Origin of the sequence: Caulobacter sp., assembly GCF_035254145.1 — a bacterium.
Classification (GTDB): Bacteria; Pseudomonadota; Alphaproteobacteria; order Caulobacterales; family Caulobacteraceae; genus Caulobacter.
In genome coordinates, this window is sequence record NZ_DATFAV010000003.1 from 1 (window position 1) to 12157 (window position 12157).

A 12157-nucleotide genomic window follows, 5' to 3' on the forward strand; every position below is an offset into this window, starting at 1 on the left:
AGGCTGGGCCCGGACGGCTCCCTGACACTTGCGGTCGAACGACGCCTGATGCCCCTCTTCGAGCGCTCCTTCCCGAACGTTGAAGTCACCATGCACCGCACCGTCCAGTACGAAGGCCGGGTCTATCGCTCGGCGCCGGAAATCAGCGATTGGGAGCGTTTCGACTATTGGGCGCCGCTGGGAGCGTTCCTGGGTCCTCTGCGCGGGTCGCTTGAAGCCTTCCCAAAGACCTCGGGTTATCTGAAGCCGGACCCGGACCGCGTCGCTCATTGGAAAGCCGAGCTCGAAAAGCTGGGTCCCTCGCCCAAGGTCGGGCTGCTGTGGAAAAGCCTGAAGCTGAACGCCGAACGCGCCCGACAATTCTCGCCTTTCGAAGCCTGGCGCCCGGTGTTGCAGACACCAGGCGTGACCTTCGTCAATCTGCAGTATGGCGACTGCGAAGCAGAACTCGCCCAGGCCAAGGAAGAGTTCGGGATCGAGATCTGGCAACCGCCGGGCATCGATCTCAAGCAGGACCTGGATGACGTCACCGCCCTTTGCGCGGCGGTCGATCTGATCGTGGGCTTCTCAAACGCGACCACCAACCTGGCTGGCGCCGCTGGCGCGCCGATTTGGCTGCTCACCTCGCCAGAGGTGTGGACCAAGCTCGGCAGCGACTACTATCCCTGGTACCCGCAGGCTCGCGTCTTTTCACCTCGCATCATGGGCGAGTGGAACCCCGCGTTGAACGAGATCGCCGAAGCTCTGGCACAGAAGGTCGCTGGCGAAAAATGATGCTCGTCGGCCTGCGGCCCATTGACGCGACCGACCGTGATCGCCTGCTGGCATGGCGAAACAGTCCAGAAGTCGCCGCCTTCATGTACTCCGATCATCTGATCACGCGCGAGGAGCACGATCGTTGGTTCGACAGCTTGGCCAGCAACACGCGCCGGCGTGATTGGATCGTGTTGCTGGACGGCGAGCCTGTCGGCCTGACCAGCCTGGTCGACATCGACCAGGCGTACGGCCGCGGCACGATCGCCCGCTACCTGGCCAAGCAGAACGCTCGCGGGTTGGGACTGGGCGGCTTTACCGAATTCAAGGTCGCCGACCACGCGTTCGGCGTGCTGGGCCTCCGCAAGCTGTGGTCCGAGGTCCTGGCGACCAACGAGGCCGCCCTCGCCTCTCACCTCTCCAGCGGCTTCCAGCGCGAAGCTCTGTTCCGCGACCATGTGGTCAAAGGGGGGCAGGCGATCGACGTGATCGGTCTGGGCCTCTTGGCCCACGAGTGGCGGGACCGGAGGCCGCAAGTGCGGGCCCGGCTGTTGGCCAAGGGCTTCTCCGAAGCCGCACTCGACGCCCCGCTCTGAACGCGCCCCTTGCCAAGCGCGCGAGCGCCGGTAGTTTGATCGGCTCGTTTTGAACAACTGTTCGAACCGGACCGATTCCGGTGGAGATGGGCATGAGCCAGCGCTTCGAAGGCACTTCCGACTACGTGGCGACCGACGACCTGAAGGTCGCGGTGAACGCCGCCGTGGCGCTGGAGCGCCCGCTTCTGATCAAGGGCGAACCCGGCACCGGCAAGACCGTGCTGGCCTATGAGGTCGCCAAGGCGATGGGCGCGCCGCTGATCACCTGGCACATCAAGTCGACCACCAAGGCCCAGCAAGGCCTCTACGAATACGACGCCGTCACCCGCTTGCGCGACAGCCAGCTGGGCGACGAGCGGGTCAAGGACGTCAAGAACTACATCAAGAAGGGCAAGCTCTGGGAGGCCTTCGAAAGCGAAGTTCGCCCCGTGCTGCTGATCGACGAGATCGACAAGGCCGACATTGAGTTTCCGAACGACCTCCTGCAGGAGCTCGATCGCAACGAGTTCTACGTCTACGAGACCAATGAGACGATCAAGGCCAAGGTCCGGCCGATCATCATCATCACCTCGAACAACGAGAAGGAACTGCCGGACGCCTTCCTGCGCCGCTGCTTCTTCCACTACATCCGCTTCCCCGAGGAAGAGACGATGCAGGCCATCGTCGACGTCCACTTCCCGGGCATCAAGCAGAAGCTGGTCGCCGAGGCGCTGCGGATCTTCTACGACATGCGCAAGGTGCCGGGACTGAAGAAGAAGCCCTCGACGTCCGAGTTGCTGGATTGGCTGAAGCTCCTGCTGGTCGAGGACATCGACGATGCGGTCCTGCGCGAGAAGGATCCGACCAAGCTGATCCCGCCCCTGCACGGCGCCCTGCTGAAGAACGAGCAGGACGTCCATCTGTTCGAGCGCCTGGCCTTCCTGGCCCGTCGCGAAGGTTCGGGCGCGCGGCCGGGTCAGTAGGCGGTCTGCCGCCAATCGGCCGTTACTTGGATTTCACTGGACGCGCGCCGGGCGGACGACCACCTTCCCCGCGAACGGGAAACGTCCCCGGGGGAAACACCCATGCGTTATTCCAAATGGCTCGCGGCCACGCTGGCGATCGGCGTCGGCGCGGCGGCCCTGACCGCCTGTCACCGTCCCGAATCGGGCGAGCCCCAGGAGCGCCGGCTGGGTCGCCGGGAGCCGGTTCGCGTCATTGATCGCCTCGACTGTCCCGAGCGGCAGGGCGAGCTTCGCCGCGTCAGCGTCGCCGTGGACGGCCAGTCGTGCGCCTACGAGTCCGGCCAGGCCAGCGTCGACTTGCGTCTGGTTCGCTTGGGCGGCGGCGACGCCGAGGCCGCCCTTGCGCCGATCGAGGCCGAGCTGAAGGGCGTCATGCCCTCGCCCCCTCCCTCGCCCACCCCGCCACACGCGGCGAAATCAGCCAAGAACCACACAAGCATCCACCTGCCGGGGATCAATATCGACGCCCACGACGACACCGCCGACATCCGCATCGGCCACCTGACGATCAACAGCGACGGCGGCGCCGCCGAGGTCAAGGTCAACAAGAACGTCAGCGTCAAGGGCGACGACGCCAAGGGCGCGGTCAACGTCACGGCGGACGACGATCATGGCGAAGGCGACGTGGCGATCAGGGCCAGCGACGGTGGCGCGGAAATCCGGGCCCGCAAGGGCGGCGACATCGTCCGCTCCACCCTCATCCTGGCCAACGACAAGGCGCCCAAGGGCTATCGCCTGGCCGGCTATGAAGCGCGCGGTCCCAAGGGCGGCCCGCTGGCCGTGGCCGTCGTCAAGGCCAAGACCCGCGACACCGACGACCATGACCTGTTCAAGGACATGAAGGCGCTGGTCCGCCACAACGTCGGCCGCTGACCTTGGAAAGTCGTCATCCCGAGCGGCGCGGCCTCCCGGGATGCCTCCTCTGTCAGGCTCGGTATCAGGCCGGAGTGACTTCCATGACCTTGTAGGTCAGCGGACGACCGTCCTCGTCGGTGACGGTGACGTATTCCCCGAGGGCGAAGCGGTGCTCGCCCAGGCGATGAACCGGCTCGTCGTCGGTGTCGTCGGTCTTGTCGTAGTCGAAGAACCAGCGCGTCCCGCGGCGGTTCAGGCGTCCATCCGCCGCGTCCTCGTCGGGGGCGAAGCGGCGGACGCTGCACTCGTCCTTCACCTTGCTGAAGGCCTCTTCATCGATGTGGCCGTCCGGAGTGAGCGGGGCGGTCAAGGCGTAGCCCCGATGGTCGTCGCCTCCGGCGAATTCGGTGCCGGGATTGCGCGCCAGGCGCATAACGATACGCGAAAGAGACATGCGGTCGTCTCCCTTTCTTGTCTTCTTGTTATGACGGGATCAGTGCGACAGGAACAGCGAGGGCCCATCGCTGTTGAGCAGCGTACGAGTCGTGCCGCCAAAGATAAACTCCTGCAGCCTGGGGTGACCAAACGCGCCAGCGACCAGCAGGTTCGCGCCGGTGTCGCGCGCCGCGCCCAGCAGCAGGCCGCTCGCATCGCCCGAGCCTTCCAGCACCTTGGTCGTGGCCTTGACCCCGCGCGCGGCCAGGAACTCGACCAGACGGTCCAGTTCGAAGGCGCGCGACGAAGCCGAGGGCGCGCCGGCGACCACCACGGACCCAGCCTTCTGCAGCAGCGGCAGGGCCGTGCGCACCGCGCGACTGGCCTCCTTGCCGCCGTCCCAGGCCACCAGGGCCACGCCGTCGACCTTGAAGCCGGCCCGCGCCACCAGGGTCGGACGCTGCTCGTCGGCGACCAGTTGCTGGAACGCCTCGGCCAGCGGCCCACGCCCACGGGCGGCGGTATCGTCGAACACGATCACGTCGGAAAGCCGACCTTCCATGGCCAGGCCCGCCCAGACAGGGGATTCAAGGCTGACCACCCGGGTGCGAGGATAGGCCACCTCGGCGGCGAGCTTGCCGACCGCCCGCGCGCCTTCCTGGGCGGCTTCCTTCAGGCTCTCCAGCGCTGTCACTTGAACGCCGCCCATGAAACCCTCGCCCATCCAGGGCATGAGGTCGGCCATGTCGGCTGGCGCGTGCACGCAAGCCAACTCCGCCTGGAACGCGCCAGCCAGCTTGGCGGCGGCTTCCACGACGCCACGGTCGTTCGGCGTTCCCGCGAGGGGAACCATAATTCTCGCCCAGCTCATGATCGAACTCCCTTTAGGGGCATTTCCACAGATGACGGCGCCCTCCTCATTGATCTTTCTCAACCGATGGGTCAGTCAACCACCTTCACCGTGAGGAACGATCTCGTGGCCAAAGGGCTGCACAAGGGCGCACCGCCCCGCGCATGGCAAAGGATGCTCTCCGGGCGTCGCCTCGACCTGCTCGATCCGTCGCCGATGGACATCGAGATCGAGGACATCGCCCACGGTTTGGCGCGCGTGGCGCGGTGGAACGGCCAGACGGTTGGCGACCATGGCTTCTCGGTCGCCCAGCACAGTCTGGTGGTCGAGGAGATCGCCGCCCACATCAAGCCGGACCTGGAGCCGCGCTGGCGCCTGGCCGCCCTGCTGCACGACGCCAGCGAATATGTGATCGGCGACATGATCAGCCCGTTCAAGGCGGCGCTGGGCGTCAGCTACAAGGATTTCGAGGCCCGACTCGAGGACGCGATCCACATCCGCTTCGGCCTGCCCGTGAAGACCCCGGCCCCGATCAAGAAGCTGATCAAGCAGGCCGATCGGGCCTGCGCCTTTTTCGAGGCCACCCAGCTGGCCGGCTTCGACCACGGCGAGTCCCTGACGATCTTCGGCGCGCCGCCCGTGGGCTACGACCTGCAGATCACGCCCCTGGCGCCCTTCGAGGCCCAGGCTCGCTACGTCCAGCGCTTCCACGTGCTGTCGCGCGCGGCGGGCTATGAGTCCGCGCCGGGCGCGGCGTTCGAGACCGAATGAGCGCGCCCTCATGAGCACCTCGGTCGTCATCGGCCTTTCGGCGGTGGTCGTCGCGATCCGCGACGGCGAGGCCGTGGTCCTGACCGTACGACCGCACGACGCCGTCACCGACGTCGCCTCCCCCCTTTCCGGCCTGCCGTTCGGCCCGTTCGACCCCGAAGCCCATCGCACCTTCGAGCTGGGCTTGCGCGCCTTCGTGACGGCTCAGACCCGGTTTCAGCTCGGCTATGTCGAGCAGCTCTACACCTTCGGCGACAAGGGCCGCGACGCGCCGCGCGCCGAGGTCGGGGCCGGCGCGGCGCGCGTGGTCTCGGTCGGCTATCTGGGCCTGACGCCCAAGGCGGTCGACACCGACGCCCCCGACACGGTCTGGGCCCCGTGGACCAGGTTCTTTCCGTGGGAGGACTGGCGCGCCGGTCGCCCGGCCCTGCTCGACGAGGCCATAGCCCCGGCCCTGCGCCGATGGGCGGCCGACGACGCCGGCAAGTGGTCGCGCGCCCGCCTGGCCTTCGCCCTCGATGGCGCGCCCTGGAACGAAGAACGGGTGCTGGAGCGCTACGAGCTGCTCTACGAGGCGGGGCTGGCGCCCGAGGCCGCCCGCGATCGCGCCCGCGCCGACGGCCACGACCCGGCCGAACCCGAGGCGATCTCGGCGGCCCTGGGCGAGCCGATGATCTCCGACCACCGGCGGATCCTGGCCACCGGCCTTTCGCGCCTGCGCGGCAAGATCAAGTACCGGCCCGTGGTGTTCGAACTGACCCCCGAGGAATTCACGCTCTCGACCTTGCAGCGCACGGTCGAAGCCATCGCCGGGGTGCCGCTGCATAAGCAGAACTTCCGCCGCGTGGTCGAGCGCGAGGAGCTGGTCGAGGGCCTTGGACGCCTCGACGCCGAGACCGGCGGCCGTCCGGCCGAGCTGTTCCGCTTCCGCCGCGAGATGCTGGCGACCCGCCAGGCGACGGGACTTTCGCTTCCGCTCTTGAGAGACTGAAATCCTCTCCGCTAGGAGGAGGAGGATTTCTTCGCCGCCTCCTCCCGCGCCCGCCACTTGGCCTTCAGGGTATGGGAGGTGTCGCGCGAGCCGTCCGGGCTCCAGCCCGGTGGGCCGAAGACGTAGCCCACGACCTCGCGCGGGGATTTGCTGGCCGCCACGTCCCGGCCGATGCCGACCCACTCGTGGAAGACGTTGTGCAGCAGGTTGAAGTTTCCGAGATTCTTCACCGTGCCATAGCGGCAGGGCTCCTCGTCGGTCTCGGGGATGAAGGTGCCGAACAGGCGGTCCCAGATGATCAGGATGCCGGCGTAGTTGGCGTCCAGGTAACGGGCGTTGCGAGCGTGGTGCACGCGATGATGCGAGGGCGTGTTGAACACCGCCTCGAACCAGCGCGGCATGCGCTTGATCGCCTCGGTGTGGATCCAGAACTGATAGACGAGGCTGACGCCCTTCTGGATCGCCACCATGGCGGGCGGAAAGCCAAGGAAGGACAGCGGCAGCCACAGCAGCCAGGTGCCCGCCACCCCACCGGTCCAGGTCTGGCGCAGAGCCGTCGACAGGTTGTAGTGGGTCGAGGTGTGGTGGTTGACGTGGCTGGCCCACCAGAACCGCCGTTCATGCGCGATGCGGTGGAACCAGTAGTAGGTCAGGTCCTCCAGCAGGAAGACCGCGACCCAGGCCCAGACCGCCGTCATCGGGATCGTGAAGAGGCGGTGGTTCCAGACCCAGACGGTCGCGGCGAAGATCACCCCGCCGAACAATACGCCCGCCACCGTGCTGCCAAAGCCCATGGTCAGCGACATGGCGGTGTCGCGGGTCTCGTAGTTCGCCTTGGCCTTGCCGAAGCGCCCGAGCAGGATTTCGAGGACGACGGCCAGCACGAAGAACGGGATCGCCAGTTGCACCGGGTCGAACGTGGCCTTCAGCATCGGGTGAGCTCCTTCGGGGGCCAGACGTCGTCGGCGACGGCGAATACGGGACGTGCGTCGGCCAGGCGCAGGGACAGACGGCCATTGGCGGGCGTCATGGCCGCCACGGCGTTCCAGGGAGCCTCGCGGGCGACATAGCCGTCGCCACGCCGCCAGATAACCAGAGCCTCCTCGCCCGCGCGAGCGATCAGGCCGGAACCATCGGCGGCGATCCAGACGGCGTCGGGTTTGTGGTCGGGAAATTCGAGGCTCAGCAAAGCCTGGGCCGCCTTGGCGTCCAGCGGCGGCGTCGGCCGCGCGACGCCCATCCAGGCTGCAAACGCCACGAGCAAGGCGACGGCCACGACCGAGCCGCCCAATTGAATCAACAGCGCCTTGTCCAAGACCGACGCATCCCCCCATAACTTATTGCCGTTCAGATTGACGCGTGGAGATCAGCCGTCAAGCCGTCGCGGCTCGAACGATTGGAACCGCGATACGCGCGCAGGGCCCGAGCAACGCCGCATGGACCAGATCGCATGATCGACCTTACCCGCCCCTCGCAGCAGGTGGCGCGCGACCTCATCGGCGCGCTGCTGACCTTCGACGGCGTCGGCGGCGTCGTGGTCGAAACCGAGGCCTACGACATCGACGATCCGGCTTCGCACGCCTTCTCCGGCCCCACCCCACGCAACGCGCCCATGTTCGGACCGGTCGGACGGGCCTATGTCTACCGCTCGTACGGCCTGCACTGGTGCCTGAACATCGTCTGCGGACCAAACCCGGGCGCGGCGGTGCTGTTTCGCGCGCTGGAGCCGACCGTGGGCCTGGACCGGATGATCGCGCGGCGCGGCCTGACCGACATCCGTCGGCTGACCGCCGGGCCGGGACGGCTTTGCCAGGCTCTTGGAATCGGCACTGCCCAGAACGCCATGCCGATGACCGATCCGCCGTTCCACCTGGAGCCGGCTCCCGCGCAGGTCGCCGTGATCGAGGGACCGCGCATCGGTATCACCAAGGCGGTCGAGCAGCCCTGGCGTTTCGGCCTCGCCGGCTCGCCGTTCCTGAGTCGTCCCTTCAAGCCGCTGACATGAAAACGGCGCGCCCCGCGAGAGGCGCGCCGTCGTTCAGTCGGGCGAGGCCGCGCTTAAAAGTGGCGGACGTAGCCGACCGACACCGTGTTCGAGCTCAGGTCGCTCTTGGTGTATTCCGACTTGGTCCAGTCGGCGCGGATGCCGTTCTTGCCGTCCAGCTTGTACTCGGCGCCGACGCCGTAGTTCCAGCTTTCGCGGCTGCCGTCGAACTGGGTCGCCACCGGGTTGTTGGTGTCGAACTTGGTCGTGCCGTAGCCGGCGCGGGCCAGCAGGTCGAGGTTCGGCGTCACCGGCAGGTAGCCGACGGCGTAGGCCGCGGCCTGGTGCTGCATCTTCACCTTGGCCGGACCGCCGGGCGTATAGGTGGTGTCGCCATCAACGCCGCCAGCCACTTCGGCCTCGACGCCGAAATTAGGCGTAAACTTGGCGCCGACGCGTCCTTGAATAGCGCCGGTGTCAGCGCCTCGCGTCCGAGTTTGGCCATAGTTGACGGAGCCATACACATCCGTCGAATTCTGAGCTTGAGCGAACATCGGGGCCGCGAGAACCGAACCAGCGACCAGGGTAGTGGCGATGAGAGTCTTCATTGTTGTACTCCAATTCTACTCGTAGTCTTCAGCTCCCTCAGCCAACCTAGGGCTAGGCGGATAACGCGGCGGCCATGCGGCGGTTCACGGCCGCGTTTAAGGTCATTGCGTGTCGGCGCTGCAAAGCGGGGTGGATGACGCGGCCGCCATCCATGCTATCTACGGGTCAAACAAGCGTCAGAACGCGGACCCGCCCCCTCCCAGAGAGGACGAGGCCCGCGCGTATCATCGGGACCGTCGTCTTGCCGCAAGCCGTCATCGCCGCCACGGGGCTGTTCACCCCGCCCTTCAGCATTTCGAACGCCGAGCTGGTCGAGGCCTTCAACACCTTCGTCGAGCGTTTCAACGCCGCCAACGCCGAGGCCATCGCCGCCGGCGAGGTGACCGCCCTGGCCCCCTCCTCGCCCGAATTCATCGAGAAGGCTTCGGGCATCAAGTCCCGCTTCGTGATGAACAAGTCGGGCATCGTCGACCCCGAGATCATGCGCCCGGTCATTCCCGAGCGCCCCAATGAGGAGCTCTCGATCCTCGCCGAGATGGCCGTCGAGGCCGCCAAACAGGCGATCGCGCGCTGGGGCAAGCCCGTCAGCGAGATCGGCGCGGTGATCTGCGCGGCCTCGAACATGCAGCGCCCCTACCCGGCCATGGCCATCGAGGTCCAACAGGCGCTCGGCATCGAGGGCTTCGCCTTCGACATGAACGTCGCCTGCTCGTCGGCCACCTTCGGCATCAAGACCGCCGCCGACTTCGTCACCACCGGCAGCGCCAAGGCCGTCCTGATGGTCAACCCGGAGATCTGCTCGGGTCATCTGAACTTCAAGGATCGCGACAGCCACTTCATCTTCGGCGACGTGGCCACGGCGGTGATCGTCGAGGACGCCGATCAAGCCAAGGACGGCTGGGAGATCCTGGGCACGCGCCTGAAGACCCAGTTCTCGAACAACATCCGCAACAACTTCGGCTTCCTGAACCGCGCCGCGCCGGAAGGGATCGGGGCCAAGGACAAGCTGTTCGTCCAGGAAGGCCGCAAGGTGTTCCGCGAAGTGGTGCCGATGGTCAGCGAGATGATCATCGAACACGCCAGCGACCTGGGCGTCGATCCGTCGACGCTGAAGCGCATGTGGCTGCACCAGGCCAACATCAACATGAACGATCTAATTGGTCGAAAAGTGCTGGGCCGCGATCCGGCCCCAGGCGAAAACGTCATCATCCTCGACGAATACGCCAACACCAGTTCGGCCGGCTCGATCATCGCCTTCCACACGGCCAATGACGACTTCCAGCCGGGCGAGACGGGCCTGATCTGCAGCTTCGGCGCCGGTTATTCGGCCGGCACCGTGTTCGTGCGCAAGCGATAGGCGCTAAACGCCTCGCCAGCCAGCCACGCGGCCTCCACAGGCCACAGTGCGCGTTCGGACTGGCGAACGGCGTCCGCCCGTATAGAACTGCGCTGGATTGTTTCGCTCAAAGGTCCGTCCATGCGATTCCCCGCCCGCCGCGCCGTCCTGACCGGTCTCGGCCTCGCCCTGGTCGCCGCGTGCGCCAAGAAGCCCCAGGCCGCCAACGGCTGGGAGCGGATCAAGGCGTCCGGAGCCCTGCGGATCGGTCTGGAGGGCACCTATCCGCCGTTCAACTTCCAGGGTCCCGACGGCCAGCTGGCCGGTTTCGAGGTCGATTTCGGCAAGGCGCTCGCCGCCCAGCTGGGCTTGAAGGCCGACTTCCGCCCCGCCCCGTTCGCGGGCCTGCTGGGCGCGCTGGAGTCCGGCCGCGTGGACGTGGTGATCAACCAGATCACCATCACCCCGGATCGTCAGGCCAAGTACGACTTCTCCGAGCCCTACACGGTCTCGGGCATCCAGATCATCACGCTGAAGGGCCGGACCGACCTGCGGCGCCCCGAAGACCTGGCCGGCAAGAAGGTCGGCGTGGGCCTGGGGACCAACTACGAACAGTGGATCCGCGCCAACGTGCCGACGGCCGACGTGCGCGCCTATGACGACGATCCCACCAAGTACCAGGACCTCAAGGCCGGCCGCATCGACGCGGTGCTGAACGATCGCCTGGTGGCGGCCGACTTCCTCAAGACCTCGCCCGAATTCATCGCCTCGGGCCCGCCTTTCGCCGCCCAGGGCGCGGGCGTGGCCATGAAGAAGGATCCGGGCCTGAAGGTGGTGATCGACCAGGCGATCGACGCCCTGCGCGCCAACGGCAAGATGTCGGCCCTGTCGCAGCAGTGGTTCGGCATGGACGTGACCCGCTAGGCGCATGGAGACGGGCCTGGATCTTCTGCGTCAGTCGGCGCCGCTGCTGCTGAAAGGCGCCGGTTACACCGTCCTGCTGAGCATCATCGGCATGGGCGTGGGCGTCGTGCTGGGCTTTGGCCTGGCGCTGATGCGGCTGTCGCGCTCGCCCCTGCTGCGCTGGCCGGCGGCGGTCTATGTCTCGGCCTTCCGCGGCACGCCGCTGCTGGTTCAGCTGTTCCTGATCTATTACGGCCTTCCGAAGTTCGGGGTCGAGCTGTCGCCTCTGGTGTCGGCCGGGATCGGGTTCTCGCTGAACGTCGCCGCCTATGCGTCGGAAATCCTGCGCAGCGCCATCGACGCGGTCGACAAGGGCCAGTGGGAGGCCGCAAGCGTCCTGGGCATGAGCCGTGGCCAGACCCTGCGCCGCGTGATCCTGCCCCAGGCCGCGCGCACCGCGCTGGCGCCGCTGTCGAACAGCTTCATCGGCCTGGTCAAGGACACCTCGCTGGCCGCCGTCATCCAGGTGCCGGAACTGGTCCGCCAGACCCAACTGATAGTGGCGCGCACCTACGAGGTCTTCACCCTGTATCTGGCCGCGGCGGCCATCTACTGGATCCTGTCCACCGTGCTGGCGACGCTGCAGCACCGCCTCGAGCGCCGCGCCTCGGAGGGCCGCCGATGAGCGCGATCGACGCCAAGGGCCTGTTCAAGAGCTTCGGCGACACCCCGGTCCTGGCCGGCGTGGACCTCACCGTCGTTCCGGGCGAGGTGGTGGCGATCATCGGCCCCAGCGGCTCGGGCAAGAGCACCCTGCTGCGCTGCCTGGCGGGCCTGGAGCCGCTGAACGGAGGCGATCTTTCCATCGCGGGCGTCAAGGCCGGCGGCAAGACGCCGCTCGCCAAGACCCTGAACGGGCGGGTCGGCTTCGTCTTCCAAGGCTTCAACCTGTTCCCGCACCGCACGGCGCTGGAGAACGTGATCGAGGGACCGGTGTACGTGAAGAAGGTGCCGCGCGAGCAGGCGCGCGCGGAAGGGCGTGCGCTGCTGGCGAAGGTCGGCCTGGCGGA

At 67.0% G+C, this 12157-nt stretch carries 15 protein-coding genes and 1 pseudogene; 11 read left to right on the forward strand and 5 right to left on the reverse strand.

The features are described from left to right. The 4 genes and pseudogenes from VJ655_RS00125 to VJ655_RS00140 all read left to right on the forward strand — a co-directional run. Positions 1-774, forward strand: a pseudogene (locus tag VJ655_RS00125) (flagellar protein FlbA); the annotation flags it as partial. Further along, entirely contained in the window at positions 774-1349 is a 576-nt protein-coding gene (pseH, locus tag VJ655_RS00130) for a UDP-4-amino-4,6-dideoxy-N-acetyl-beta-L-altrosamine N-acetyltransferase (protein ID WP_324097353.1), read from the forward strand. The pseudogene VJ655_RS00125 and the gene pseH, both read left to right, overlap by 1 nt. Before the next feature lie 92 nt (positions 1350-1441). Further along, positions 1442-2311 (forward strand): MoxR family ATPase, encoded by an 870-nt coding sequence (locus VJ655_RS00135; protein WP_324097354.1) that lies wholly within the window; start codon positions 1442-1444, stop codon positions 2309-2311. A 102-nt stretch (positions 2312-2413) separates the two neighbouring features. Next, the gene (locus tag VJ655_RS00140; protein ID WP_324097355.1) at positions 2414-3226 is read left to right on the forward strand and encodes a hypothetical protein; all 813 of its coding nucleotides are present in this window, start codon (positions 2414-2416) and stop codon (positions 3224-3226) included. A gap of 64 nt (positions 3227-3290) precedes the next feature. Here the strand turns inward: VJ655_RS00140 and VJ655_RS00145 are convergent, their stop codons facing one another. Together VJ655_RS00145 and VJ655_RS00150 are read right to left on the reverse strand one after the other, a co-directional pair. Further along, the gene (locus VJ655_RS00145; RefSeq protein WP_324097356.1) at positions 3291-3662 is read right to left on the reverse strand and encodes a hypothetical protein; all 372 of its coding nucleotides are present in this window, start codon (positions 3660-3662) and stop codon (positions 3291-3293) included. Between the two features lie 39 nt (positions 3663-3701). Further along, positions 3702-4514: a universal stress protein gene (locus VJ655_RS00150; protein ID WP_324097357.1), complete on the reverse strand. Its 813-nt coding sequence runs from the start codon at positions 4512-4514 to the stop codon at positions 3702-3704. Positions 4515-4619: 105 nt separating this feature from the next. On the opposite strand from VJ655_RS00150, the gene VJ655_RS00155 reads away from it, so the two are divergent. Together VJ655_RS00155 and VJ655_RS00160 are read left to right on the forward strand one after the other, a co-directional pair. After that, a complete protein-coding gene (locus VJ655_RS00155) occupies positions 4620-5264 on the forward strand; it encodes an HD family hydrolase (RefSeq protein WP_324097367.1) in 645 nt (214 codons plus the stop codon). After that, the gene (locus tag VJ655_RS00160) at positions 5227-6255 is read left to right on the forward strand and encodes an NUDIX hydrolase (RefSeq protein WP_324097358.1); all 1029 of its coding nucleotides are present in this window, start codon (positions 5227-5229) and stop codon (positions 6253-6255) included. Before VJ655_RS00155 ends, VJ655_RS00160 begins: the two co-directional genes overlap by 38 nt. A gap of 11 nt (positions 6256-6266) precedes the next feature. Here VJ655_RS00160 and VJ655_RS00165 read toward each other — a convergent pair whose 3' ends face one another. Next, positions 6267-7187 carry a sterol desaturase family protein gene (locus tag VJ655_RS00165; protein WP_324097359.1) on the reverse strand — a complete coding sequence of 307 codons (921 nt, stop codon included), beginning with the start codon at positions 7185-7187 and terminating at the stop codon, positions 6267-6269. After that, entirely contained in the window at positions 7181-7570 is a 390-nt protein-coding gene (locus tag VJ655_RS00170) for a hypothetical protein (protein ID WP_324097360.1), read from the reverse strand. Before VJ655_RS00170 ends, VJ655_RS00165 begins: the two co-directional genes overlap by 7 nt. Positions 7571-7705: 135 nt before the next feature. Between VJ655_RS00170 and VJ655_RS00175 the strand changes: the two genes are divergently transcribed. After that, positions 7706-8260, forward strand: a complete 555-nt coding sequence (locus VJ655_RS00175; RefSeq protein WP_324097361.1) for a DNA-3-methyladenine glycosylase — start codon at positions 7706-7708, stop codon at positions 8258-8260. A gap of 53 nt (positions 8261-8313) precedes the next feature. Here VJ655_RS00175 and VJ655_RS00180 read toward each other — a convergent pair whose 3' ends face one another. Further along, positions 8314-8847, reverse strand: a complete 534-nt coding sequence (locus tag VJ655_RS00180) for a porin family protein (RefSeq protein WP_324097362.1) — start codon at positions 8845-8847, stop codon at positions 8314-8316. Between the two features lie 242 nt (positions 8848-9089). On the opposite strand from VJ655_RS00180, the gene VJ655_RS00185 reads away from it, so the two are divergent. From VJ655_RS00185 to VJ655_RS00200, 4 genes are all read left to right on the forward strand, one after another. Next, positions 9090-10205 carry a beta-ketoacyl-ACP synthase III gene (locus VJ655_RS00185; RefSeq protein ID WP_324097363.1) on the forward strand — a complete coding sequence of 372 codons (1116 nt, stop codon included), beginning with the start codon at positions 9090-9092 and terminating at the stop codon, positions 10203-10205. Positions 10206-10325: 120 nt separating this feature from the next. Then, the gene (gene tcyJ, locus VJ655_RS00190) at positions 10326-11108 is read left to right on the forward strand and encodes a cystine ABC transporter substrate-binding protein (protein WP_324097364.1); all 783 of its coding nucleotides are present in this window, start codon (positions 10326-10328) and stop codon (positions 11106-11108) included. A 4-nt stretch (positions 11109-11112) separates the two neighbouring features. Next, on the forward strand, positions 11113-11772 hold the full coding sequence (gene tcyL / locus VJ655_RS00195) for a cystine ABC transporter permease (protein ID WP_324097365.1): 660 nt from the start codon (positions 11113-11115) through the stop codon (positions 11770-11772). Beyond that, on the forward strand, positions 11769-12157 hold a 389-nt coding region (locus VJ655_RS00200), incomplete at its 3' end, for an ATP-binding cassette domain-containing protein (RefSeq protein WP_324097366.1). The genes tcyL and VJ655_RS00200, both read left to right, overlap by 4 nt.

Coding starts and splice junctions, on each gene's coding strand:
- pseH (WP_324097353.1), top strand. CDS start 774: ATGCTCGTCGGCCTGCGGCCCATTGACGCGACCGACCGTGATCGCCTG.
- VJ655_RS00135 (WP_324097354.1), top strand. CDS start 1,442: ATGAGCCAGCGCTTCGAAGGCACTTCCGACTACGTGGCGACCGACGAC.
- VJ655_RS00140 (WP_324097355.1), top strand. CDS start 2,414: ATGCGTTATTCCAAATGGCTCGCGGCCACGCTGGCGATCGGCGTCGGC.
- VJ655_RS00145 (WP_324097356.1), bottom strand. CDS start 3,662: ATGTCTCTTTCGCGTATCGTTATGCGCCTGGCGCGCAATCCCGGCACC.
- VJ655_RS00150 (WP_324097357.1), bottom strand. CDS start 4,514: ATGAGCTGGGCGAGAATTATGGTTCCCCTCGCGGGAACGCCGAACGAC.
- VJ655_RS00160 (WP_324097358.1), top strand. CDS start 5,227: ATGAGTCCGCGCCGGGCGCGGCGTTCGAGACCGAATGAGCGCGCCCTC.
- VJ655_RS00165 (WP_324097359.1), bottom strand. CDS start 7,187: ATGCTGAAGGCCACGTTCGACCCGGTGCAACTGGCGATCCCGTTCTTC.
- VJ655_RS00175 (WP_324097361.1), top strand. CDS start 7,706: ATGATCGACCTTACCCGCCCCTCGCAGCAGGTGGCGCGCGACCTCATC.
- VJ655_RS00180 (WP_324097362.1), bottom strand. CDS start 8,847: ATGAAGACTCTCATCGCCACTACCCTGGTCGCTGGTTCGGTTCTCGCG.
- tcyJ (WP_324097364.1), top strand. CDS start 10,326: ATGCGATTCCCCGCCCGCCGCGCCGTCCTGACCGGTCTCGGCCTCGCC.
- tcyL (WP_324097365.1), top strand. CDS start 11,113: ATGGAGACGGGCCTGGATCTTCTGCGTCAGTCGGCGCCGCTGCTGCTG.